This is a genomic window from Corynebacterium striatum (genome assembly GCF_016728105.1).
In the GTDB taxonomy this organism is placed as follows: domain Bacteria; phylum Actinomycetota; class Actinomycetes; order Mycobacteriales; family Mycobacteriaceae; genus Corynebacterium; species Corynebacterium striatum.
In genome coordinates, this window is record NZ_CP068158.1 from 1848806 (window position 1) to 1872186 (window position 23381).

Genomic DNA, 23381 nt, shown 5'->3' on the forward strand with positions numbered 1-23381 from the left:
ATGGCTCGGCCGATGCACACCGCGGTGAAGGACCCGGCGGACGTCGATCAGCTGGCTCAGCACCCGGTTGCCTTTCGCCGCGTGGCCAGCCTGTTCGCCGCGCACCGCGGCACCCTGTTGCTGGTGGTTGCGCTCATCATGGCGACGTCTGGGCTGACCGTGGTGCAGCCTTTCCTCGTGCGCCGCACGGTGGATGAGGCCATCCCGCAGCATGACACCACGCTGTTGCTGTGGCTCGTCGGCGGCATGCTGGCCATCACCGTGGTGTCGCAAGCCATCGGCGTTATCCAGTCTTTATTATCCGCGCGGGTGGGGCACACCATCATGCACGCGCTGCGCACCCAGGTCTTTGCCAACCTGCAGCGCCAATCGTTGCAGTTCTTCACCAACAACCGCGGTGGGGAAATCCAGTCCCGCCTGACCAATGACATCGCGGCCATGCGCGGTATGGTGACCACCACGGCGACCTCCGTGGCCAGCAACCTCACCATGACGGTGGCCACTCTGGTGGCGATGGTGGCGCTCTCGCCAACCCTCTCGCTTTTGTCCCTGCTGGTGCTGCCGCCCGCCGTGTGGCTCACGCGCCGCGCTGCCGTTCTGCGCTGCAGCCTCATGGAGAAAAACAGCCGCGCGCAGGCGACGTTGCAACAGACCATTTCGGAGAACCTGTCAGTATCCGGCATGCGTCTGGCGGCCACGCTGGGCGCGCAGGAGAGGGTCTATGACGCGTTTGCGAAAACCTCCCGCTCCCTGATCCGACTGGAGCTGGAATCGCAGCTGGCCGGGGGCTGGCGCATGGCGCTGACCCAGATCATTTTCGGGGTTATGCCGGCGCTGATTTACCTGGTTGCTGGCCTGCGCCCGGGGATTACGATTGGCACGCTCATCGCCTTTTCCACTCTGCAGACCCAGATTTTCCGCCCGATTACTGGGCTGCTTAACGTGGGCGCGCAGTGGGTGGCGTCCATGGCGCTGTTTAGCCGTATCTTCGAGTATCTAGACCTGAAGCCCGAGCTCAAAGAAGCCACCGAGCCCGCCCAGCTTGCCGACGCCTCCCTCGCCCTCCAGCACGTCTCCTACCGCTACCCCGGCACAGACATCGACGCGCTTTCCGACGTCTTTCTCACCATCCCCGCCCACACCACCACCGCGCTAGTGGGGCATACCGGTTCCGGCAAGTCCACGGTAGCCACACTTTTGGCGCGCCTTGCCGATCCGACCGAAGGTGCCGTGCTCTTAGGCGGAGTTGACCTGCGCGATATTCCGCCGGAGCAGCGGGCGGAGGCCATTGGCGTGGTTTCCCAGGAGACCTACCTGATCCACGGCACGGTGCGGGAGAACCTCCTCTTCGCGCAGCCGGGTGCGAGCGAAGAACAGATGTGGGCGGCGCTTAACGCCGCGCGCGTGGACAAGGTCATCGACGCGCTTCCCGACGGGCTGGATACAATCGTGGGCTCGCGCGGCTACCGCTTTTCTGGCGGTGAGCAGCAGCGCCTCTCGCTGGCTCGCACCCTGCTGCGCCGCCCGCGGGTGCTCATTCTGGATGAGGCCACCTCGGCCCTCGACAACGAAACCGAGCGCGCCATCCAGGAAGCAGTCCTTGGCGCGGATGCTACCCGCCTGGTTATTGCGCACCGCCTGTCCACCATCCGCGACGCCGACCAGATCGTCGTCCTTGACGCTGGCCACGTGGTCGAGTGCGGCACCCACACCGAGCTACTTGCTCGCGGCGGCGCCTACGCGGCGCTTCTTCGCGCTGCGTCTACTACCGGTGACTCTTGAGTAATTGTCCGGAAGCTAGCTTGGCGCCCGCGAAACCTCTAATAGGCTCTCCTGTTTTGGTACTTCGATGCCTGTATGGTGCTCAAACGTGCTGATTCCTCACGATTCTGGCGACTGTAGATCAGCGGTTTTGAATTTACTGTGGGGTGGTCTTGGTGGTCAGGGCTTCGCTGTTCATGAGTCCTTGGGATATGTGGCGAGACGCCATCCGCCACTGCGTTGATTCTCAGGTTGGGTGAAGCCTACCGATGTCCTAGTAAGGGCGGGCGTATCGCAGATAGCTCGGTGTTACCCCTGCTCTGGAGGCTGTTCATGATGCGGACTTACCTAAATTGTGTAAGGAGGTTGGGAACGTTATATTTATTCTCAGGAGAATCTAATCTGTTTCCCTAAGATCTATGTTTAACACCTGCATGTGAGGGGCCCTCTGCCTATCGGGTGTTAGCTTCAAGAAAGGCTTTTCGCTCATGAAGAATTCTGCACTCGTTCGTTCCACTGGTGCTGCGGCCATCCTCGGGCTGGCACTGTCGGTGGGGGGGGCATTGGTGTAGCTCAAGCTCCGTTTGCTGTCGCACAAGAGTCCACCCAAAAGCCCACCATTGATCCCGATGCTGATGTCACCTTGACCATCGATAAGCGCCTCAATCCGACCTCCATTGGTGATCACGGCACTGGTGAGGCCGACCCGAAGGCCACCGGTAATCCCCTGAAGGGTGCTACCTTCACCGGTACTTTGCTTAACGTCGACAAAGTCAAACCAGAAGATCTTGGCAAGCTTACGGCTTCGAACTACAAGGATCTGGGTGCCACTGAGACCCAGACGACTGTCACCGGCACCACGGGCAACGATGGCAAGGTAGTCCTGGACAAGAGCGCTGGCCTGGTGCAAGGCATTTGGCTGTTTAAAGAGACTATCGCCGATAAGGTCACCGACACTGTTACCCAAAAGACCTACCAGGCCTCGGAGATCGCCCCCTCCACCCCGTTCATCGTATCCCTGCCTTACACCAACGCGGCAGGTGACGGCTGGAACTACAACGTCACCGTCCAGCCCAAGAACACCACTTCCGGCATCACCAAGGAAGTTAAGGACGCCGATAAGAATGTTGGCGATGACATTCAGTACCTGGTGAAGGGCAGCATCCCGGTGATCCCGAAGGATGAGAAGCTCAAATCTTTCCGTATCACCGACAAGCTGGACACCGAGAACCTCGAGAACATCCGCGCCGAGGTTAAGTTGTCCGATGATAGCGCCATCGTTAAGGACGTTGACTACACCCTCAACATCGATCAGGCTGCTGGCACCGTCGAGGTTAAATTCACTGAGGCAGGCCTGGATAAGCTAGCGAAGGCCGCAGCGGGAAGCACCGTCAATCTGACCATCGACGCCAAGGTGAAAGTACTCACCGGCACCGATGGTATTGCCGAGAACGAGGCTAAGCAGTTTGTTCACTACCCGGGCCAGGACAACGAGACCGAGACCACGTCGAATAAGGTCAAGTCCTACTGGGGTCTGGTCAATGTGATCAAGACTGAAGAGGGCAAAGAGACCAAGCTGAAGGGGGCCGAATTCGAGCTCTACCGCTGCAAAGGTACTGAAACCAAGAAGGAACAGCTCGAGGAACAGAACAAGATCACGATCGGCAAAAAGTCCACCTGGACCACCGACGATAATGGTTCCGTCATCATCGACGGCATCCACGTCACCAACGTCGAGGACGACTCTAAGAAGATTGACAAGTCCTACTGCTTGCTGGAGACCAAGGCTCCACGGGGCTACGTCGCTACCGCCGAGGTCCACTCCTTCAAGCTTGAATCCGACGAAAAGAAGCTGGGCACCACCACCCCTGTTCAGTACAACGCAGAGATTAAGAACAAGCGTTCCGAGATGCCGAAGCTGCCGCTTACCGGTGGTATGGGTATCGGAATCTTGGCTGCGCTCGGCGCCTTGATTGCTGGCTTGGCAGCTTGGACCGCCCGCCGCGCCAACACTGAGGCTTAGGACCTCAGCCTGACTGAGCACATAGATCTCAGTCTGTTCACCCGCGCCCTCTTCAGGAGGGGGCGCGGGGCCCACACTATTTTTCAATAACCACCGGATAGGGCGCGCTGCGTCCAGCAAGGTAGGAATTTATGGTTCTGCGAGATACCACATCCGCAGCGGGGCCAAAAGGCGCATCGAAGTCGCTTCTGAGGAAGCTGCTTCCTACGGTTGTCCTGGCGCTGTGCGCCATCGTTGCGCTGCTCTACCCAGTGGTAGTTACACAACTGAATAATTGGGAACAAATGCGTGTCGCTGACTCCTATACCAAGGAATTGGATGCGGCCGATCAGGAGGAAATCACCCAGAAACTTGTCTCAGCGCAGGCGTACAACGAGTTTCGCACGATGGGGCCTATTTTGGACCCTTGGTTAGCTAGAATTTCCGAAGATAACGCTGACTACCAGGCCTATCTTGCTGAGCTAGACACCCACGAGGTGATGGCGCGCCTCGTTGTGCCCAGCGCGGACATCGACTTGCCTGTTTACCACGGGACGAGCGAAGAGGTTCTGCAAAAGGGAGTCGGGCATCTCTATGGCTCCGACCTACCAGTCGGAGGAGACAGCACTCATGCGGTGCTCACAGCCCACACTGGCCTGACCAACGCCACGCTCTTTGACCACCTTTCCGACGTGGGGAAGGGAGACCCGATATATATCGGAGTCTCTGGGCAGAAGATGAAGTACGAGGTTACGGACATTCGGGTTGTGCTCCCGCACGAGACGAGCAGCTTGCGTTCTACGCCCGGCAAGGATCAGATCACGTTGATCACTTGTACTCCTTACGGGATTAACTCGCATCGCCTTCTGGTGACGGCTGAACGAGTTCCCTTCGATGAAGAGGCCGCCGCAGCCTTTGCCCCCAGCAAGCTTCACTGGTTTTGGTGGATGTGGGCGTTGATGGCCGCGGCATTGCTCATCGCCGTCCTGCTGGTCCTGTGGATTGCGAAGACCACGCGTAAATACAAAGCGGCCCACCACCCGTCATCCTCGGTTAAGGAATAGATTGCACATGTTCAGCACACAAAAATTCTCCCGCGCAGCGGCCGCCCTGTGTCTCGGAGGAATCCTAGCGGTTTCTACGCCGGTGGTGGCAGAGGCCAAGGTTATTTCGGGTTATGCGGGTGCCTCCGTCCACGTAGATCCGACGACGATCGGGGACGAACCCAGCAGTCTGACTATCACGCTGCCGAAGGGCAACCCCTTCGATGAGCTTCGCCCGGGGGAGCTTCCTCCGGGTTCTCTGAGCGGTTATACCTTCACCCTTAAGCGGGTCGCAGGCATCGATATCCGGACCCGCGACGGCTACGACAGTGCTCTCCGCCTGACCGTGGACAAGGCACGGGACCGTGGTTTCACCGACCCGACGCTCTCCCGTGTCAGCGACGAACAGGGTAAGGTTCGCTTCGACGGCCTCCCCGCCGGGGTCTACTTGATAGAGGTTAAGCCGCCTGCGCGCGCGGGCGAAAAACACGAAAATATTCGCCCGATGCTCATCATCCTCCCTGCGACTAATGAGGATGGCAGCTGGCTTCACGAGCTCAGCGTGAAAGCCAAGACTGAGGACGGTGGCGGCGACGTCCCGCCACCCACCGATATTCCCGATCCGCGGCCAACTCCCACTCCGACGCCAACCCGGGATCGACCAATCACCTCAACCTCGAGCACACCCGGCACCACCACGAGTCCGGTGCCCAACCCTTCCACCGACAAGCCAGGGCACCCGTCATCTGGCCGGTTGGCGCAGACCGGTGCCTCGGTCCTAGGAATCGTTGCGGTGGGGGCACTGCTATTGCTCCTCGGAGGATACGTAATGCGCAGGAATAACAAAGGTGAACAACGATGAAGAGAATGGAAACGATGAAGAAGTTGCGCAGCGTGGCCCGTAAGAGCGCAGCGGCAGCCTTTACGCTTATGCTAGTTCTTGGCGCCGTCCCGTTGGTCGTAGAGAACAGCGGTTCTGTGCTGTCAACTCCAACAGCCGAGGCTCAAACTACGGTTCAAGCCCCGGTGACGATCAGCAGCGTGAAGACCGAATACAGCAACGTTTTCTCGGTTCATTTGGTGGCAACCGAGACGATGTTGATGAAGCGGCTGACTATAAATACCACGGAGAAGTTCGCTAAAAACACTGACGCCGGAGATCGAAAGCTGACGATCAACGGGAAGTCTTATCCAGTATCGTCGATTTCGTCAACGTTAAACACTTTGACCGTTAGCTTGCCTGACGGAGTCGAAGTAGAGCCTGGTACTCCCATCGTGGTCCAATGGAGGGCAGGTCAGGCCAAAGCCCCGAAGCTGTCGAGCATGACGGCCACCATGGAGGGAACTGAGCTAGCTTCCCCGGAGCCGCCAGCGGAAGGCAACCCAACGGAGGCGACGAACTATCGCCCGCTCGGAAATGACAGGCGTTACGATGCCTGTCAGGCCAACAATGGTCTTCTTTTCTCGAAAACTTGGTGGGATAATACGCAAAACACCCGAAAGTTTGGGGGCAAGGACGTCGGTATTGTCGAGGTAAAAGTAGAGGGAGTCGCTGATCTCACCAACGCGATTAACACCGCTGATCCTCGCCTGCAGTTGCGGTTCGGCTCCGCTCAGGCCGGGTGGACTGAGTTAAAGAAGGACGTTGACTACACGCTTACAGTGAGCGGGAATAGTGTCTATTTCAAGCTCAACAAAGACCACCAGCGCGCTGATTCGAGTGTCGTATCTTACGACGTGGAGGCACGCATCCCCTTGAACACCACTTCGAACGGATGCCAGATGACCTTGTGGCACCAAGGGCCTGAGTGGTTCGACCGCGATGCGAAACAAATTGATGTCGATGCGCCAGAGACACCGCGCGAAGAACTGGGCTGGCTGCCCGCTTCTTCCGAGAACCCGCCCCTGCCTCAACGCTGCGGTGGCAAGATCGCGCTTGTATTCGATACCTCCGACTCGATTGCTAGGGAACAAGGCCGTGGTATCTTTGCTAGCCGAGACGCTGGTCTAGGGGTCATCAACGCGCTGCAGGGGACCGGCAGCCAGATGGCGATTTATAACTTCGCCTCGGCACCCAAATCTATCCCCGGCATGTCGACGGACAAACTGAGCCTGAACAACGAAGGCGACGTTCAGAAGCTTCGCGACGCCGTCAATGCCATCGCCGAGCCTTTCGACCGTGACGGCCGTGGCGGCACTAACTACGAGGCTGGACTCAGCCAGGTTCCTTCCGGCGAGTTTGACGTTGTTTATTTCATCTCCGATGGTCTGCCCACTACAAGTAAGCGGGATTATCCCCTCGGTTTCGATATCGGTACTCTGATCAACCAGAGTGACTTGTCGGCTGCGGTGAACGAAGCTAATCGACTGAAGGAATCGGGCACCAGGATTGAGACTGTCATGGTTGGTTTCGAACCGGTCAACGAGCATATCCTCAAGGACGATTACTTCGGACTCGGGACCGTCAAGAAGAAGAAGACACCGAATACGCCGGAAGCGCCGACAGGAATCGATAAGGAGTGGCCGAAGCTGGACGGTTACGGTTACCCGAGCTACTACGGTGAGGCGGACTTTGTCCGTGATATCGTCACGGACGGCGAGGTACTGATGTGGGATACCCCGGATGAAAGCACCGCGACACAATATGTCATCACGAACCAACCCGAGATTTGGCGCGCGGCCGTGCGTAACACTAAGTCTATCGGTGAGGACATTTCCAGCAAGGACGCTGTCACTACCGTTCGTGACTTTGATCAGCTGGTGAATAAACTTAGCGATCTTGTGCTCAAGGATTGCTTTGGCTCAATCAACGTGACCAAGCTAATATACGGCGATGGTGATACCCCGACCCCGGGTAAGAACTGGACGTTCGATACCTCCGTGGACAACGGGGAGAAGGACATCATCGACGGCGACGATGGCAGCGGGCGCGAATCCAGTGTCACGGACGTGACCGGTGAGGACGGAAGTTACGGTCGTTCGTTCGACCAGTCGGACGGCAAGGGCCAGAAGGTTACCGTGGTTGAGCACCAGCAGGACGGCTATAAGCTGCGTCCAGTGGGCGAGAAGAATGCCGTATGCACAAAGAACGAGTTCGACGCTGCGAATGGAACGTGGATTTCCTCTGATGCCGAAGTCCGAAACAATAATGACGATCCCAGTAAGCCTGGCTTTGGTGTGGACGTTCCTTTCCGCGCTATCGTGAACTGTACAATCGCAAACGAGACTGTAGCGGTGAGATTTGATCTTTCCGTAGAAAAGGTTGGGTTCGACAACAAGGAACAAGCGCTCGAAGGTGCGGAATTCAGTCTCAATAAGGTGAATGCGGACGGAACAGAGGAGCTAGTAAAGGTCCTCAAAGGCACCGATCTACGCGTCGAGGATCTTCAGGTGGGAGCGAAATACAAGCTCGTGGAGACGAAGTCTCCTCAGGGCTATCAATTGCTGACACGTCCGGTGGTCTTCTATGTCAAGCCCGGCGCTGATGGTAAGCCCAAGATCGAACTTGAAGGAGGCGCAGCGCAGTACCCAGAAGTCTCCATTCGCATCGATGAGAAGGAAGACAACCACTCCATCATGCAGGTGGCTGATATTCGAAAGGGTGACCTTCCGGTTACTGGTGGCCAAGGACTCGGGTGGTTAGTGCTGTTTGGCAGTTTCTTAGCTGTAGCAGCCGCGTTTACTGCTCGAAGAGTGCGCATCTAGCCTGTAGAGGTTTATTTGCGAAGTTTGGTTAGGGTGGTGGCCCGCCCAAAAGGCGAGGCCACCACTTTGCTGTGAAGACCTCAAGTATGCGAGGACACTTCCGGCTTTCGTTGCGATGGTGAATCATCAGCGTCGGGGATCTATCAGCGAGCTAATGACGTAGCGGAAGGTGATTCTCTCGTAGCGATGTTCATCCCCGCATACGTGGACAAGGTCATCACCGCGCTGCCGGAAGGCCTGGATACCGTGGTGGGCTCGCGCAGCTACCGCTTTTCTGGCGGTGACCAGCAGCGCCTCTCGCTGGCTCGCACCCTGCTGCGCCGCCCGCGGGTGCTCATCCTGGATGAGGCCACTTCGGCCCTTGACAACGAAACCGCGCGCGCCATCCAGGACGCAGTGCTCGGCTCGGATGCTACCCGCCTGGTCATTGCGCACCGACTATCCACCATTCGTGACGCCGACGAAGGGAATTAGCCACCATTCGGCGGGCGTCGATGTGAGGCCATTTTGGTCTATGTCTGTGACGGTATGGCCAAGCTTTCGAAGAACTTCGACGCCGAATTCCCTAATCACAAGTTCGACTACATCCTCTGAACACACACGGAGGGATGCGGGCGAAATCTTGGAGGATTTCCCGTATGACTAATGTGCGCTGAGGCCCCGGGAAGCCCCCAGCGTTTGCTCTTGGCGGAAATCACTATTGCTGTCGTGGCGTTTCTTGCGCCGCGAACACTTCGCGCAGCAGTCGCGTGAGGGTGCTGCGCTCGGCGTCGGAAAGCGGTGCGAAAATCTCCTGAGCGATCTCCGCGCGGGCGGCCCTGGTGGCGGCGATGTACTCGTGGCCGGCGTGGCTGAGGCTGACCAGCTTGGCGCGGCGGTCGGCGGGGTCGGGCTCCACGTGCACTAGGTCCTCGGCCTGGAGGGCGTCAATGACCTCCGTTGCGGCGCGTGGGGTAACTTGCAGAATCTCCGCCAGCTTGCCGGGGCGCAGGCTCTCGCGTGCGATGATGCGCAGCGCGCGGTTTTGATGCGGGGCCAGGGGGAGCTGGCGGCCGCGGCGGCGGATCAAGTGGCTCAGGCGGGTGATGAGCTCGCCCAAATCCTCGTCTTTTGATGTCTGCGTAGTCACACCGGGAATACTATCACTCTTCCTGTGGTTTACTACATTGTGAAGTAACTACATTAATTCGGAAGGGGGGCGTCACTATGCATCCACCGATGTTTACCGCCACCAAGAATCCCGACGACGTCGATCAACTCAGCGCACACCCCGTGCGCTTTTCTCGCGTCATCCAACTGTTCCGGCCCCACCGGGCCACGCTGGCGCTCGTTATCGCACTCATCATCGTTACCTCTGGGCTGACTGTTGTACAGCCATTCCTTGTCCGCGAAACCGTGGATGTGGCCATCCCGCAGCAAAACGTTCCCCTGCTCGTCTGGCTCGTGCTCTCCATGATTGGCTTGACCATCCTCTCGCAGTTTATCGGAGTAACCCAATCGTGGTTGTCCTCCAAGGTTGGTCAAAACATCATGCATGAGCTGCGCGTTAAGGTCTTTGGGAATCTCCAGCGTCAATTCCTTCAGTTCTTTACCCGCAACCGCGGCGGCGAAGTGCAATCGCGTCTTACTAACGACATCGCCGGCATGCGAGGCGTGGTGACCACGACGGCGACCTCCGTGGCCACCAACCTCACCATGACTATCGCCACTATCATCGCGATGGTGGCGCTCTCGCCCACGCTGTCCTTACTCTCCCTCGTGGTGCTCCCGCCAGCCGTGTGGCTGACCCGCCAAACCGCGCTCATGCGCCGCCGCATCATGGAGAAGAACCAGCAGGCACAGGCGGAGATGCAACAGACCATCACCGAGAATTTGTCCGTATCTGGTATGCGCCTGGCCAAAACGTTGGGCGCGCAGGAGCGCGTTTACTCGAGCTTCTCCGAGGTTTCCTCTTCGCTCATTCGTCTGGAGCTGGAGTCGCAGCTGGCCGGTCGCTGGCGCATGGCCACGATGCAGATTATCTTCGGCATCATCCCAGCGCTGGTTTATCTTGTGGCGGGCCTGCCTTTTACCGGTGAACACATCACCATCGGCACGCTGATTGCTTTCTCCACGCTGCAAACGCAGGTTTTCCGCCCGATTACCGGCCTGCTCAACGTGGGTGCGCAGTGGGTGGCCTCGATGGCGCTGTTTAGCCGCATCTTCGAGTATCTGGACCTGGAGCCGGAGCTGGAGGAGCCCACCAAGCCGCGCATGCCCGCTGATACCTCGATCTCGCTTGAGCATGTGTACTACCGCTACCCGGATGCGCACGCAGATGCGCTTGCCGACGTCTCCCTCCACATCCCCGCCGGCACCACCCTCGCTTTGGTGGGGCATACGGGCTCGGGCAAGTCCACGGTGGCCTCTCTGGTAGCCCGCCTCGCGGACCCGACGAGCGGAACGGTGCGCATTGGCGACGTCGACCTGCGCGAGCTATCCGCTACCGAGCGCGCGAATCTCATCGGCGTGGTCTCACAGGAGACCTACCTGTTGCATGCGACCATCCGGGAGAACCTGCACTTCGCCAAGCCCGAGGCCACCGACGAGGAACTGTGGCACGTGTTGGAGCTGGCGAATGTGGCCGAGGTGGTGCGCGCGCTTCCCGATGCCCTCGATACCGTCGTCGGTTCCCGTGGTTACCGCTTCTCCGGTGGTGAGCAGCAGCGGCTTACCTTGGCGCGCACTTTGCTGCGTAACCCGCGCATCCTGATCTTGGACGAGGCCACTTCGGCGTTGGATAACGAGACTGAGCGCGCTATCCAAGATGCGGTGCTCTCATCGAACACCACCCGCCTGGTGATTGCCCACCGCCTGTCCACCGTTCGTGATGCCGACCAGATTGTGGTCCTCGACGAAGGCCGCGTGGCCGAGAGTGGAACGCATACGCAACTGCTGGCTCGCGAGGGCGCCTATGCCGCGCTCGTGCATGCGGCAGAGCAGGAGGAAAACTAAGAAACCCGCCGGTTAAGGTATGAAACCTACGGCGGGAAAATGGAGCCGACGACGGGAATCGAACCCGCGCCGTAAGCTTGGGAAGCTCAAGTTCTACCATTAAACTACGTCGGCGCAATGCAATAGATGCATTGCCGAAAAGCATAGCACTGCGCATAGCTTCTAGAGCAAATGCCTTGGCAGATGTATCGGTAGAAGTGCAAGACGCGTAAACTCTAGGGCGTGCTTCTTTCAGATCGTGATATTCGTGCAGCCATTGACTCCGAGAGCCTAGCCATCGAGCCTTATGACGCTGAGATGGTTCAGCCCTCGTCTATCGACGTGCGCCTAGACAAGTTCTTCCGTGTCTTTAACAACTCGCGCTACACGCACATCGACCCAAAGGAAGAAATGCCGGACCTCACCAGCCTGGTCGAGGTCGAAGAAGGCGATGCTTTCGTGCTGCACCCGGGCGAATTCGTGTTGGGTGCGACCTTTGAGAAGTTCACCCTTCCGGCAGACCTGGCAGGCCGTTTGGAAGGCAAGTCCTCGCTCGGCCGCTTGGGCTTGCTGACGCACTCGACTGCGGGCTTTATTGACCCAGGCTTTTCCGGCCACATCACGCTGGAGCTGTCCAACACCGCGAACCTGCCGATTACGCTGTGGCCGGGCATGAAGGTGGGCCAGCTGGCTATCTTCAAGATGTCCTCGCCTGCTGAGAACCCCTATGGCACCGGTGCGCTGGGCTCGAAGTACCAGGGCCAGCGCGGCCCGACCCCGTCGAAGTCTTACCTGAATTTCCGATAGTCTTCACGCACCGTTTACGTAACAGGCCTACCATTTCCGTTTATGCGTATGACGGTTATTGGCACCGGTTACCTCGGTGCAACGCATGCCGCCTGCATGGCTGAGCTCGGTCATGAGGTATTGGGCGTGGACGTGGATGAATCTAAGATCGAATCCCTCAAGAACGGCGAGGTTCCCTTTTATGAACCGGGCCTGCCGGAGGTACTAGAGCGCAATATTGCGGCCGGGCGCCTCGATTTCACCACCGATTACGCGCAGGCAGCGCAATTTGCGAACGTCCACTTCCTCGGCGTTGGAACGCCACAGCGGCATGGCTCTTATGCCGCAGATATGACGTATGTAAAGGCCGTCATTCGAGACCTCGTGCCGCTTCTGGAAGGCGAGCACGTCATCCTTGGTAAGTCCACCGTTCCGGTGGGAACTGCGGCGGAGCTGCAGGAGATGGCGAATGAGTTGGCCCAGGAGGGCAGCCACGTGGAAATTGCGTGGAACCCAGAATTCCTGCGCGAGGGCTACGCGGTCAAGGACACCATCACCCCGGACCGCATCGTCCTCGGCGTCGGCGAGGCAGGGCTCGCCGACGGTAGAAGCCATGCCGAAGAGGTAGCTCGCGAGGTCTATGCCAAGCCGTTGGCGCAGGATACGCCGTTTATTGTGACTGACCTACAGACCGCCGAGCTGGTGAAGGTCTCTGCCAATGCCTTCCTGGCCACTAAGATTTCCTTCATCAACGCGGTCTCTGAGATTTGTGAGATCGCAGGCGCTGACGTGGTCAAGCTTGCCGACGCCATCGGATACGACGATCGCATCGGCCGCAAGTTCCTAGGCGCGGGCCTGGGCTTCGGCGGCGGTTGCCTGCCGAAGGACATTCGCGCGTTTATGGCTCGCGCAGGCGAGCTCGGCGCGGACCAGGCCCTGACCTTCCTTCGCGAGGTCGATGCCATCAATATGCGCCGCCGTGATCGCATGGTCGATATGGCTAAGAATGCATTCCAGGGCTCGCTCCTAGGCCACCGCGTGACGGTGCTGGGCTGTGCTTTCAAACCCAACTCTGACGACGTCCGCGACTCGCCGGCGCTGTCCGTGGCGGGTTCCTTGTCGCTTGCGGGCGCTGCCGTCACCGTCTACGACCCAGAGGGCATGGACAACGCCCGCAAGGTCTTTCCGACACTGAACTACGCGGCTAACTGCGAGGAAGCACTACGTGAGAGCGAGCTGGTTATCCTCGCAACCGAATGGCAGGAATTCCGCGATCTCGACCCTGCGGCCGTGGCCGGGCTGGTGTCGAGCAAACACATCATTGATGGCCGTAACGTCCTCGACGTCGCCGCCTGGCGTGCGGCCGGCTGGACCATCGAGGCCCTCGGCCGCGCCCTCGAAGGCTAGGCCGGTTCTGCCTCGTGGGTGACCGCCACTGGGCGACGCCGCGGGATGGTCAATGCAGCGATGAACGTGGTCATGGGCACCGCGAGAGTCAAGGCCATGGCACCGAGCGCCGAGCGCAGTAACTCCGTGGACACCAAGTCGCTGGAGAGGATCTGCGTGGCCGGGCGCTCGGCTGCAGTAATCAGCATGAGAAGCGGCAGCGAAGCGCCGGTGTAGGTCAGCACGATGGTGTACACCATCGATGCGATGTGGTCGCGGCCCACCTTCATAGCGGACAAGAAGAGATGGCCCGGCCGCGCCGTGGGGTCCAAGTTGTGTAGCTCCATCACCGTGGAAGCCTGGGCCACCGCGATGTCGTTGAGGCTGCCCAGCGCACCGATGATGAAGCCACACAGCAGCACACCGACGATGGACACGCCTGGCATGTAGAGCAGCAGCTTGAGGTTATCCTCGGAGCTAAGACCCTGTAGCTGCGTCGAATCAATCGAAGCGTGCGCCAGGAAAGAGGCGAGCAATAGCGCCAGCAGCGCGCCGCCCAGGGCGCTCGCTGCCTTCCAATTCAGGCCATGCACGAGCGGGACCACCACGAAGATGATGGCCGCCGAGGTCACCATGGCCACGAGCAGCGGGCTGTGGCCCTCAATCAGCGACGGGATGAGGTAGTAAAAGATTGCGGCCAAGCTCAGGCCTAAGCCGATGAGGGAGCGCACTCCGTGCCAGGCCGCGAACACGATGATGACAATCGCGGCGACGATGGCCCACAGGACCAAGTTCCCGGTGCGCTGGTAGTCCGCAAAAGAATAATTAACGGAGGCGTCCCCGTCGTTGTCCGCGGTGGACTCAGAAAGCACAATTTCGTCGCCCACCTTCAGTTGTGGGTCGCCGGCCACGCCGAAGTGCACGAGCTGCGTCTGCTTGCCTGCGTTGCGGCCCGAAGTGATGTCGATGAGCGCACGGGTGCAGTCGCCGCCCGGATCCGCCGGAATCAGCGGTGGCTTGTCGAATGCCTTGCCCGTCTGGTCTGACTGGCACAGCGCGTGGTCCACCGTGGTCACGGTTCCGTGGACCTCCGGGTGATTGAGTGCGTAAGTTTGCGAGAACTCCGCGCTGGTGTGCTCGCTGGTGGGCGTCGTCGGACGCAGCAAAACCAACCCCACCAGCGTCACGAGGAGCGCTAATCCAAGAAACCCCATGAGTCCGATGCGCCACGGATTGTGCAGCGATGGCAGCGTGACGGGGCGACGTTGGAAAAGCGAAGAGCGGCTTCCATGCGAAGCCGCTCTTTGATTGGAATGTTTACCCATGCTGCCTATTTTGAATGATAACCATTACAAATAGCAACTGGGCAAGTATCTCTGTGCTGGACATTTGCGCAGCACAGTCGGACCTACAAGCTACTGACGGTAGCTAGCCAGGAAGTTACCCAGGCGCTCAATAGCGTTCTCTAGCTGGGATGCCCACGGCAGGGTAACCACGCGGAAGTGGTCCGGGTTTGGCCAGTTAAAACCAGTGCCCTGCACCATCAGAATCTTCTCCGCGCGCAGGATATCCAGCATCAGCTTGGAGTCGTCATGAATCTCATGGACATTCGGGTCCAGACGCGGGAAGCAGTACAAAGCACCCATCGGCTTGGTGACGGAAACGCCCGGGATCTCGTTGAGCTTCTCGTAGGCCACGTTGCGCTGCTTGAGCAGACGTCCGCCCTCACCAGTCAGACCATAGATGGACTGGCGTCCACCGAGCGCCACCTGGATGGCGTGCTGGGCTGGGACGTTTGGGCACAGACGCGTACCCGCCAGCAGATCCAGGCCCTCGATGAAGCCGCGTGCATGGCTCTTCGGACCGGTGAGAACCATCCAACCAGCGCGGTAACCAGCCACGCGATAAGCCTTGGAAAGACCGTTGAAGGTAATCGTCAGCAGATCCGGAGCGAGGGAAGCGATCGAGATGTGCTTCGCGCCGTCGTAAAGAATGCGGTCGTAAATCTCATCGGCGAGGATGAGCAGGTTGTACTCGCGTGCGACGTTGACGATATTCTGCAGCACCTCGCGGGAGTAGACGGCGCCCGTGGGGTTATTCGGGTTGATGACCACGATGGCCTTGGTCTTCTCAGTGGCCTTGGCGCGGATGTCCTCGATGGATGGGTTCCAGTCATCCTCCTCGTCGCAGAGGTAGTGCACCGGGGTGCCGCCAGCCAGGGAGGTTGCGGCAGTCCACAAAGGGTAATCGGGAGCTGGGATCAGTACCTCGTCGCCGTCGTCAAGCAATGCCTGAGTGACCATGGTGATGAGCTCGGAGACGCCGTTGCCCAGGTAGACGTCGTTGACGTCGAAGTGCGGGAAGTCCTCCAGCTCGTAGCGAGTGACGATAGCGCGACGCGCCGGAATGATGCCCTTCGACGTGGAGTATCCCTGGGAAGTCGGCAGCGCTGCGATCATGTCGCGCATGATTACGTCCGGGGCATCGAAGCCGAACACGGCAGGGTTGCCGGTGTTCAGCTTGAGGATGCTGTGGCCGTCAAGCTCCATGCGCTCCGCCTCCGCAGAGACCTCACCACGGATGTCATACGCGACACCCTTGAGCTTGGTGGATTGGTCGAAAATGCGTGAGTTCGGTGTAGTCATGGAAAGTATTCTGCCACTTACAGGCGATTAAGGTCTCAACTAGACTACTTTTTGTTCCACTGATCGAGCTTGCGCTTGGCAAGGTTCATGGCCTCGCTGGTCAGCTCGCCTGCTTGGCGACGCCGCTCCGCCCACTGCGCCTGCTCCAAAGCTTTCTGTTGTGCGCGTTCCTGGGCTGTCTGCGTGAGGATCTCGCGACGCTGCTGCCGCTCGATTTTGCGCGGGGAAGGCTGGTGCCAAGACTCGGGGCCGACCTTGGCCACGTAGAGCATAATCCACAGGATCGGAACCAGGAAGAGCGCGCCGACGCCTCCGAGTATGGCCACAGCGCCTGCGGCATCGCTTGCCACGAAGCAGGCGATTGAGGCGAAAGTGAGGGCAATGGTGCCCGTCATGGCGGTGGCCAGACGCGGCTTTTTGCCGGCTTTGTATGCACGCTCGACCTCGCCGCGGGAGTAGATCTTTATCTCCGTGGCAGAAACCGCCGGGATGTCCGTGAACAAGGGGACCAGCTCGCGGCGGGTGGTGGCGCGCATGACGTCGTCGGAGCGCTCCTCGAATTCCTCCATGGTCAGGCGACCCTCGCCCACGGCGCGGGCGAGGTCGTTGATGGCGTCGGTCTTCTCTGCGTCGGATAGGCGCATCGAATTCGCGGGATCAAAAGGGGAGGCTCCGAAGCTATGCGTCATGGTTTTACTATAGGAAAACCAGCGGACACATGCGTGTGCTACTAGCGATCATTTCTTCTCGGCGCCTTTTTGTTCAGCGCCCTCTCGGCCCTCTTGCTTGGACTCGGCGGCCTTCGCCTTGGACTGCGCGTTTTCTTCCTTGCCCTTAACGAGGCTGGACAGGAGCGGGAAGATGGCGACGGTTAGCGCGCCACCGGCGACGAAGATGGAGGAGGTCTCTTCGTCCACGATGCCGGAGCCGACTGCGATGGTCATGACAGCGACGATGATCGGTAGACCCGTTGCTGCGTAGAGGGCCACCTGGAGACGCTCGCGGGTGGTCTCGATGTCGGACCCTGTGTGGTGGATGTTCTCGCGCAGGAACACGGGCAGGCCACGGGTGACGAGAATGAGGGCGGGGATGCCAAGCACCTTGAACGGGTTGTTGACGATGACCTGCCAGTCGATGGACATGCCGGAGACCACGAAGAAGACCGGAATCAGCATGGAATAGCAGACAACGTCGAGGCGGTTCTCGAGCCCCTTGTGGAACTCGTCAGGGATGATGCGGTTGAGGATGATGCCTGCTGCGAATGCGCCGAGGACGATGTCGAGCTCGAAGACCGAGGTGACGGCCATCAGGATGGCCAGGATGAGGATGATAAGGCGCAGGATGGTCTGGTTCGTGGAGCCAGCGCCGGAAAGGAATGCGGTCTTGAGCCACGGCACTGCGACGATGAGCGCGCGCGGCATGACAGCGACGCCGACGGCGATGACGATGAACGCCAGCAGGATGAGCATGGTGCCTAGCGTGGAGCGGGTTCCCAGCAGGAGAGCCATGGCGGTGATGGGAGCGACCTCGCCGATGGCGCCGTGAATCATGACCGAGTCGCCGACTTTGGTGCCGATGAGTTTGTCCTGCTTGAGCATCGGCGTAATCGTGCCGAGCGCGGTGGAGGTTAGTGCGATGGCCATGACGATGGCGCCAGGGATGTCATTGAGCAGGAAATAAGCACCCACGAGACATGACACCATGCAGATGAGCCAGGTGGAAAAGCCGGTAGCGGCTTGTTTAGATTTCAGCGTCGCAAGATCGATTTCGAAACCCGCGAGGAGGAATAAAGCGCCGACGCCCAGCTCTTTGAGCATGCCGATGCCGGGGTCCTCGTGGGCGAGGTCGAGCATCGAGGGGCCGATGATCATGCCGAAGATGATGAGTAGGGCCACGGCGGGCATTTTGTTCTTGAGCATGTAGGAGACCAACGGGGCCAGGAGGGCGGCGGCCATGATCCATGCAAAGGAGACGAGGGAAGGAGTGTAATCGGCTTCCCCCGAAGCGAGCACCACGGTGTTGGCGGCGCTTAACGCGGAGAAAATCATGAGAACAGCGTACGCGGCGAGTATCCTGACTGCCTATTCATCCAGCAAGTTTGGCTTACTCGTCGCTTAGTTGTGGCCCACTTGTGGCTGACTTGTGATTCAAAAGGTCTTGCCTAGGCTCCGTTGTTTCGCGTTTCTCCGTCTCCTCGCAAAAGCCCAGACCTAGAACCCCAGACCTCCAGGTCGCGGATAGTTTCATGGCTAAACTTTTTAATCGCGACCTCGGCGGAATCAAGCGGTGGATGCGCCACGCTTGAATAGTTCGTTAAGTATTTTACGTGGGGTTGCGCCGCCGAGGATTTGTCGGGGTGTTTCGTTGAGCTCATTTTGCACCCACGCGACATGTTCGGGTGTGACGGTGGCAAAGTCGGTGCCCTTTTTGTAGAACCTGCGCCTGATCTCGCCGTTGGTGTTCTCGTTGGTTGGTCTCTGCCACGGTGAGTGCGGTTCACAGAAAAACACCTGGCAGCCGTCTTTAATCTGGACTTGTGCTGTGACAGCCATTTCTGCGCCTTGGTCCCATGTGATGGTCTTTAGCTGCTCGGTGTTGAGGTCTTTGACCATGTCCTGCAGGGTTGCGACCACGGTGTGTGAACTGTGCTCATCGGGAAGGTGTCCAAGCAGGGTGTAACGGCTGGTGCGCTCTACTAGGGTAATCAGCGCGCTTTTGCCACCTTTACCAATAACAAGGTCGCCCTCCCAGTGCCCGGGAATAGCCCTGTCATCAGCTTCCGGGCTGCGGTGGGTGATCTCAGCACCTTTGATCCAAGGGCGACCGGTTAACACGCCAGCGTTTCGGGCACGACGCTTGCGTGTTGAGCCGCCGCGGATAAGTACGTCTTTAGTCTTCATGACTTCTTCAAGCTCGGCTCGCAGGCTGCCTTTGCCTTGAATGTATAAGGCACTGTAGATCGCTTCGTGGGAAATACGCATGCTTTCATCATCGCTGAAAGCATGCTCAAGCCATGCACTAATGCGCCCAGGTGACCACCTGCGGGCAAGGCAATCGACTACTACACCCCGAAGCGTTGGGCTTTCATCGAGCTTGCGTAGTTTTGGCCGCACCATCCGACCAGCAGTAGAAACAGCAGCGTTGTGGGCGTTATACCGCAGCTGCTCTGTGCCGTCCTCATCGACGATCTTCCAACCATTACGGGTGATTTCACGAGCGACGACACTGTGGTGCCTATTTATTTTCTGCGCGATGGCTCGTGCCGAATCACCGACACGACATCCCGCTTCAATAGCAACACGGTCTTCAACAGTAAGCCTGCGACCACGCCCTACTAAGGCGTGTTTGTCGAATACGCCGCTAGGAAATCCATCAACGGCTTGAGTTTTCATCGGTGCTGGCATAACAGAATCTTTACCCAGCTTCTTGCCTGTATCTGGCAAAGACACCACCGCCTCATCAGGCGTTCGACGATGTCGCTGCCGGCGTAACTTCGCATACCGCTGCTTCCTTATCCACCCATACACGGTAGAAGGATGCACACCGATAGCATCAGCCACTGTCTGACAGCTCTCACCAGCAAGCACTCGCTCCAAGGCCTGGGCACGTTTATCAGGTGACAAGTGGGCGCGTCTAGGCCGCACTTCGATTACACCAGCTTTCTTTAACCTGCTGTGAAGCAAGCCAGTCGATATTCCAACAGTCTGTGCTGCTTGACTGATCGACATACCTGCACGCACCAACCCAACAGCCTCACGGACAAACGGATCACGCAAACGACTCGCACGCCTGCCTGGAGGTTCGACACCTCTTACCCTCAACCAACCGTAAACCGATTCGGGGCCTACACCCACATCACGCGCGACCAGGCTAACTGCCTCGCCTGCCACCACGCGCTCAACAGCAGCATCCTTAACATCCTTCGGAGTCCAACGCGTCACAACTACCTCCCGGTCGAAGTGGCGCATTCACCCCTTGACAGCACGCCCGTTGCCACAACATCCAGGAGTCCAATTGTTTCATGCCGATTTAGAGCACTACTTAGCCATTGTTGAGCGGGTTTATGTTGCGGTGCAGCGGAGTGGAAGGCATAAACGAGAATGTTGACATCAGGAATGATCATCGAGTACCGCCCACACAGCTTCTTTGTTGCTGAGATCAACTAGAGCCGGTCCGCCGCAATCGAAGGAGGGCAGGTTAACGGGGGTGTCTTCGGTACTGATGCGGGCTTCCTTCTTGAGGGCAGCGCGGACCGCCTCTTCGACGTATGAGCTCAAAGTGACATTGTTGGCTTTGGCTTGGACCTTCGTTTCTTCAAGGAGTTTCGGCGGGAGGTTTATCGTCGTGCGCATACCTTTAGGGTAGAAAGCATCAAGTCATCATTCAAGAGGTGCAATGATGTATCTGCCTTCAGGAAGCCGTGAAAGGTTGACTGGTGTCTTAATTCAGTGCGAGCGTCAGGATCAGTACTCCGATGGAGAATGCGAGCATGCCTAAGCAGTTGATCCAGAATGCGCTACCGAGGAAGTGGGCGCGGACATGGGCTGCTGCGGCCGCGCAGAAATAGGCGATGACTCCAATCATGGCTGTGATTCCTACGCCGGGGAACCAGAGGCCGGCAATGAGTCCTACGGCGGCGAGGCACTTGATGACAATGAGCGCCCACCACCAGTCCTTGGGGAGTTTGACGCCGCTGAGGCAGGCTTCGATGAAGGGGACTGGTTTGAGGGAGAGGGCGGCGTCGCCAAGCAGAATGGCTGCTAGTAGAAGGGAGGGCCAGGCTGGGGAAGATTCTAGGATCATTGGGTTACTCCGAATGCGGTGTTGAGGCGTTCGATCGATGAGGCGGCTTGGGATGTGAGGTGCTCGGTGTCGTAGATTCCGGCGGCCCAGCCGATGAGTAAGCCGAGGTAGACGTTGTACAGCAGGTCGGCGTACTCGGCCGCATCGGCGCTGCTGAGCCTGGTGCCGAGTCGCAGGGTGATTTCATCGGTCAGGAGCGTTTTGAGTGCGGTGAGCGCTTCGCCTTGATTGCCTTGTTGGATGAGTGCTGCGCCAAAGGCGCGGGAGAGCTCTTCGTGGCCGGTAAACATCTGGAGGAAAGGTCTCAGGACATCGAGAAGGCTATCGGATTGTCCCCGGATGTCATCGTGGAGTTCTGAAATGTGTTGGCCAATGGTGCGGATGAGCAGCGTTTGTTTGTCGCCGACTCCCATGACGGTTCCCACGCTAACGCCAGCTTCGGATGCGATAGTCCGGATGCTGGTGGTGGCGTAGCCCTGAGTGAGGAAGAGTTCGTAGGCGGTGGCTAGGACCTTGCTGACGGTGCCAGCTTTGGCGGCCGAGCGCGATGAGTGAACGTGTTCAGTGAACATGTTCAAAAGGGTAGCTCTTGATGGTTTCGAGGTCAATGACGCCGAAGTGTTGACAGTTGGCGCTAGGCCAGCGTGGGGAAGACGCGGTCGCGCAGCAGGTGTGCAAGCTCGCGGTCGGGGGCTGCTGGGTTGACCCAGGCGGTGTCGCCGATTTCGGCGGCGGCATGGGGTTCGTCGGCGGTGACGGTGCGGGTGTAGGTGAAGATGGTGCCGACGACGACCTCGCCCGGTTCGTTGGCGGCGGGAGCGTCGAAGGTGCCGAGTTTGTTGAGGCTCTCGGCGTCGAGGGTGAGGCCTACTTCTTCGGCAACTTCGCGCAGGGCGGCGTCGACAAGCGCCTCGCCCGCCTCGGGCTTGCCGCCGGGCAGTTGGTACTTGGTGGAGGACTTCTTGCGCACGGTAAGCACGTGGCCTTGTGGGTTGCGGATGACGACGGCTGCTACTTCAATCATGGCTGCTGATTGTAGGCGGCCTAGAGCAGCGGCAGGAGCACGAGGGCGAGATTGAGTGCGATGACCAGCGCGGCAAGCGTCCAGCCCACGGCCATAGACCAGGGTTTCGCGGCGAACTCACCCATGACGTCCCGGGAGCCGGCATAGCGGAAAAGCGGGATGATGGCGAAGGGGATGCCCAGGGAAAGAAGTGCCTGGCTGACCACCAGTGCCATAGTGGGGTCGACCCCGCAGCCGATGATGACCAGCGCCGGGATGAGCGTGACCAGGCGGCGGACTAGTAGGGGGACCTTGATGTGAAGCAGGCCGTCCATGATTTCGGAGCCGGCGTAGGCGCCCACTGACGTCGAGGCGAGGCCGCTGGCCAGCAGGCCGATGGCGAAGAGAACGCCGGCCAGCGGGCCGAGGTGGCTGGCAATCGCCGTGTGGGCCCCGGAGATGGTCTCTGTGCCGTCCACGCCGTAGAGGGCCGAGCCCGCCAGGACCAGCAGGCCCACGTTGACGAGCCCGGCGATGGACAGCGCCACGGCGATGTCCGCGCGGGTGCCGGCCAGCACGTGGGGGATTTCCAGGTCGGGGTAGCGCTGCTTGGTCAGGGAGGAGTGTAGGTAAATGGCGTGCGGCATGACGGTGGCGCCCAACATGGAGGCGGCCAGCAGGATGCTGTCCTTGCCCTCTAGGCGGGGGATGAGGCCGCCGGCCACGTCGGCGGGGTCGGGCGGGGCGATGGCGAGGCCGGCAAGGAAGCCGATGCAGATGACCAGGAGCAGGCCGATGACAAGCCCCTCGAACCACTGGTTCTTCTTCTGGAAGATGAGGAGAATGATGGAGACCGCGCCGATGATGAGCGCGCCCGCGAACAGGGGGAGGTTGAAGAGGAGTTGCAGGGCAATGGCGCCGCCGATGACTTCGGCGAGGTCGGTGGCCGCGGCGATGAGCTCGGCCTGGGCCCACATGCCTAGGCGCGCGCGGCGGGAGAGACGCTCGCCCATGATTTCCGGCAGGGAGCGGTGGGTGACTAGGCCCAGTTTGGCGGAGTGGTACTGGATGAACATGGCCATGAGGTTGGCCACGACGAGTACCCACACCAGGAGGTAGCCGTAGTGGGAGCCGGCGCTGATGTTGGCGGCTACGTTGCCGGGGTCGACGTAAGCCACTGCAGCAACGAAGGCGGGGCCGGTGAGGCTGATTAAGGTCTTACGCATAGGCATCTCCATACCAAAAGTTCAACTACTTGAAGTCTAGTTTTCATC

General features: G+C 59.3%; 18 protein-coding genes, 1 tRNA gene and 3 pseudogenes. 9 read left to right on the forward strand and 13 right to left on the reverse strand.

Annotation, left to right across the window (positions count from 1 at the left end):
- From I6I72_RS08690 to I6I72_RS08715, 6 genes and pseudogenes are all read left to right on the forward strand, one after another.
- Entirely contained in the window at window positions 1-1782 is a 1782-nt protein-coding gene (locus tag I6I72_RS08690) for an ABC transporter ATP-binding protein (RefSeq protein ID WP_201806733.1), read from the forward strand.
- 541 nt (window positions 1783-2323) lie between these two features.
- Window positions 2324-3784, forward strand: coding sequence for a SpaH/EbpB family LPXTG-anchored major pilin (locus tag I6I72_RS08695; protein ID WP_236592698.1), 1461 nt, complete (start codon window positions 2324-2326; stop codon window positions 3782-3784).
- A 131-nt stretch (window positions 3785-3915) separates the two neighbouring features.
- A complete protein-coding gene (locus tag I6I72_RS08700) occupies window positions 3916-4827 on the forward strand; it encodes a class C sortase (RefSeq protein WP_049146814.1) in 912 nt (303 codons plus the stop codon).
- Between the two features lie 7 nt (window positions 4828-4834).
- Complete coding sequence (locus I6I72_RS08705; RefSeq protein ID WP_049146816.1) at window positions 4835-5668, forward strand: LPXTG cell wall anchor domain-containing protein; 834 nt, start codon at window positions 4835-4837, stop codon at window positions 5666-5668.
- Window positions 5665-8511: a SpaA isopeptide-forming pilin-related protein gene (locus I6I72_RS08710; protein WP_049146818.1), complete on the forward strand. Its 2847-nt coding sequence runs from the start codon at window positions 5665-5667 to the stop codon at window positions 8509-8511. The genes I6I72_RS08705 and I6I72_RS08710 overlap by 4 nt, the downstream gene beginning before the upstream one ends.
- A gap of 198 nt (window positions 8512-8709) precedes the next feature.
- Window positions 8710-8976 (forward strand): annotated as a pseudogene (locus I6I72_RS08715) (ATP-binding cassette domain-containing protein); the annotation flags it as partial.
- A gap of 232 nt (window positions 8977-9208) precedes the next feature.
- Here I6I72_RS08715 and I6I72_RS08720 read toward each other — a convergent pair.
- Window positions 9209-9640 carry a MarR family winged helix-turn-helix transcriptional regulator gene (locus I6I72_RS08720; protein WP_053087986.1) on the reverse strand — a complete coding sequence of 144 codons (432 nt, stop codon included), beginning with the start codon at window positions 9638-9640 and terminating at the stop codon, window positions 9209-9211.
- A 77-nt stretch (window positions 9641-9717) separates the two neighbouring features.
- Here I6I72_RS08720 and I6I72_RS08725 point away from each other — a divergent pair, with 77 nt between their 5' ends.
- Window positions 9718-11505, forward strand: coding sequence for an ABC transporter ATP-binding protein (locus I6I72_RS08725; protein ID WP_070509205.1), 1788 nt, complete (start codon window positions 9718-9720; stop codon window positions 11503-11505).
- A 40-nt stretch (window positions 11506-11545) separates the two neighbouring features.
- On the opposite strand, the gene I6I72_RS08730 is transcribed toward I6I72_RS08725, so the two are convergent.
- Window positions 11546-11619, reverse strand: a tRNA-Gly gene (locus tag I6I72_RS08730).
- A gap of 108 nt (window positions 11620-11727) precedes the next feature.
- Between I6I72_RS08730 and dcd the strand changes: the two genes are divergently transcribed.
- A complete protein-coding gene (gene dcd / locus I6I72_RS08735) occupies window positions 11728-12291 on the forward strand; it encodes a dCTP deaminase (protein WP_005529683.1) in 564 nt (187 codons plus the stop codon).
- Window positions 12292-12333: 42 nt separating this feature from the next.
- Entirely contained in the window at window positions 12334-13677 is a 1344-nt protein-coding gene (locus I6I72_RS08740) for a UDP-glucose dehydrogenase family protein (protein ID WP_080969936.1), read from the forward strand.
- Here I6I72_RS08740 and I6I72_RS08745 read toward each other — a convergent pair.
- The 11 genes and pseudogenes from I6I72_RS08745 to I6I72_RS08790 form a co-directional block, all read right to left on the reverse strand.
- Window positions 13674-14870, reverse strand: a complete 1197-nt coding sequence (locus I6I72_RS08745) for a YibE/F family protein (protein WP_049062276.1) — start codon at window positions 14868-14870, stop codon at window positions 13674-13676. The genes I6I72_RS08740 and I6I72_RS08745 overlap by 4 nt on opposite strands.
- Window positions 14871-15071: 201 nt before the next feature.
- On the reverse strand, window positions 15072-16301 hold the full coding sequence (locus I6I72_RS08750; RefSeq protein ID WP_049062277.1) for a pyridoxal phosphate-dependent aminotransferase: 1230 nt from the start codon (window positions 16299-16301) through the stop codon (window positions 15072-15074).
- Between the two features lie 44 nt (window positions 16302-16345).
- On the reverse strand, window positions 16346-16990 hold the full coding sequence (locus I6I72_RS08755; protein WP_236592609.1) for a DUF1707 SHOCT-like domain-containing protein: 645 nt from the start codon (window positions 16988-16990) through the stop codon (window positions 16346-16348).
- A gap of 48 nt (window positions 16991-17038) precedes the next feature.
- Entirely contained in the window at window positions 17039-18349 is a 1311-nt protein-coding gene (locus I6I72_RS08760) for a cation:proton antiporter (protein WP_049146821.1), read from the reverse strand.
- 231 nt (window positions 18350-18580) lie between these two features.
- Window positions 18581-19800, reverse strand: a pseudogene (locus tag I6I72_RS08765) (IS30-like element IS1513 family transposase).
- 61 nt (window positions 19801-19861) lie between these two features.
- Window positions 19862-20269 (reverse strand): annotated as a pseudogene (locus I6I72_RS13920) (hypothetical protein); the annotation flags it as partial.
- A 141-nt stretch (window positions 20270-20410) separates the two neighbouring features.
- Complete coding sequence (locus I6I72_RS08770; protein ID WP_005292604.1) at window positions 20411-20653, reverse strand: ribbon-helix-helix domain-containing protein; 243 nt, start codon at window positions 20651-20653, stop codon at window positions 20411-20413.
- A gap of 88 nt (window positions 20654-20741) precedes the next feature.
- Window positions 20742-21104, reverse strand: coding sequence for a DoxX family protein (locus I6I72_RS08775; RefSeq protein WP_005292602.1), 363 nt, complete (start codon window positions 21102-21104; stop codon window positions 20742-20744).
- A complete protein-coding gene (locus I6I72_RS08780; RefSeq protein WP_005292598.1) occupies window positions 21101-21676 on the reverse strand; it encodes a TetR/AcrR family transcriptional regulator in 576 nt (191 codons plus the stop codon). The genes I6I72_RS08775 and I6I72_RS08780 overlap by 4 nt, the downstream gene beginning before the upstream one ends.
- A 62-nt stretch (window positions 21677-21738) precedes the next feature.
- A complete protein-coding gene (locus I6I72_RS08785) occupies window positions 21739-22128 on the reverse strand; it encodes an NUDIX hydrolase (RefSeq protein WP_005292595.1) in 390 nt (129 codons plus the stop codon).
- 20 nt (window positions 22129-22148) lie between these two features.
- Window positions 22149-23333 carry an Nramp family divalent metal transporter gene (locus tag I6I72_RS08790; protein ID WP_011272788.1) on the reverse strand — a complete coding sequence of 395 codons (1185 nt, stop codon included), beginning with the start codon at window positions 23331-23333 and terminating at the stop codon, window positions 22149-22151.
- Window positions 23334-23381 lie beyond the last annotated feature (48 nt).

What these genes read in the sequence shown, in the direction of transcription:
- I6I72_RS08770 (WP_005292604.1), bottom strand. Translation starts at nt 20,653, where the DNA reads ATGCGCACGACGATAAACCTCCCGCCGAAACTCCTTGAAGAAACGAAG.
- I6I72_RS08705 (WP_049146816.1), top strand. Translation starts at nt 4,835, where the DNA reads ATGTTCAGCACACAAAAATTCTCCCGCGCAGCGGCCGCCCTGTGTCTC.
- I6I72_RS08710 (WP_049146818.1), top strand. Translation starts at nt 5,665, where the DNA reads ATGAAGAGAATGGAAACGATGAAGAAGTTGCGCAGCGTGGCCCGTAAG.
- I6I72_RS08785 (WP_005292595.1), bottom strand. Translation starts at nt 22,128, where the DNA reads ATGATTGAAGTAGCAGCCGTCGTCATCCGCAACCCACAAGGCCACGTG.
- I6I72_RS08775 (WP_005292602.1), bottom strand. Translation starts at nt 21,104, where the DNA reads ATGATCCTAGAATCTTCCCCAGCCTGGCCCTCCCTTCTACTAGCAGCC.
- I6I72_RS08780 (WP_005292598.1), bottom strand. Translation starts at nt 21,676, where the DNA reads ATGTTCACTGAACACGTTCACTCATCGCGCTCGGCCGCCAAAGCTGGC.
- I6I72_RS08760 (WP_049146821.1), bottom strand. Translation starts at nt 18,349, where the DNA reads ATGATTTTCTCCGCGTTAAGCGCCGCCAACACCGTGGTGCTCGCTTCG.
- I6I72_RS08790 (WP_011272788.1), bottom strand. Translation starts at nt 23,333, where the DNA reads ATGCGTAAGACCTTAATCAGCCTCACCGGCCCCGCCTTCGTTGCTGCA.
- I6I72_RS08755 (WP_236592609.1), bottom strand. Translation starts at nt 16,990, where the DNA reads ATGACGCATAGCTTCGGAGCCTCCCCTTTTGATCCCGCGAATTCGATG.
- I6I72_RS08740 (WP_080969936.1), top strand. Translation starts at nt 12,334, where the DNA reads ATGCGTATGACGGTTATTGGCACCGGTTACCTCGGTGCAACGCATGCC.
- I6I72_RS08745 (WP_049062276.1), bottom strand. Translation starts at nt 14,870, where the DNA reads ATGGGGTTTCTTGGATTAGCGCTCCTCGTGACGCTGGTGGGGTTGGTT.
- I6I72_RS08690 (WP_201806733.1), top strand. Translation starts at nt 1, where the DNA reads ATGGCTCGGCCGATGCACACCGCGGTGAAGGACCCGGCGGACGTCGAT.
- I6I72_RS08725 (WP_070509205.1), top strand. Translation starts at nt 9,718, where the DNA reads ATGCATCCACCGATGTTTACCGCCACCAAGAATCCCGACGACGTCGAT.
- I6I72_RS08700 (WP_049146814.1), top strand. Translation starts at nt 3,916, where the DNA reads ATGGTTCTGCGAGATACCACATCCGCAGCGGGGCCAAAAGGCGCATCG.
- I6I72_RS08750 (WP_049062277.1), bottom strand. Translation starts at nt 16,301, where the DNA reads ATGACTACACCGAACTCACGCATTTTCGACCAATCCACCAAGCTCAAG.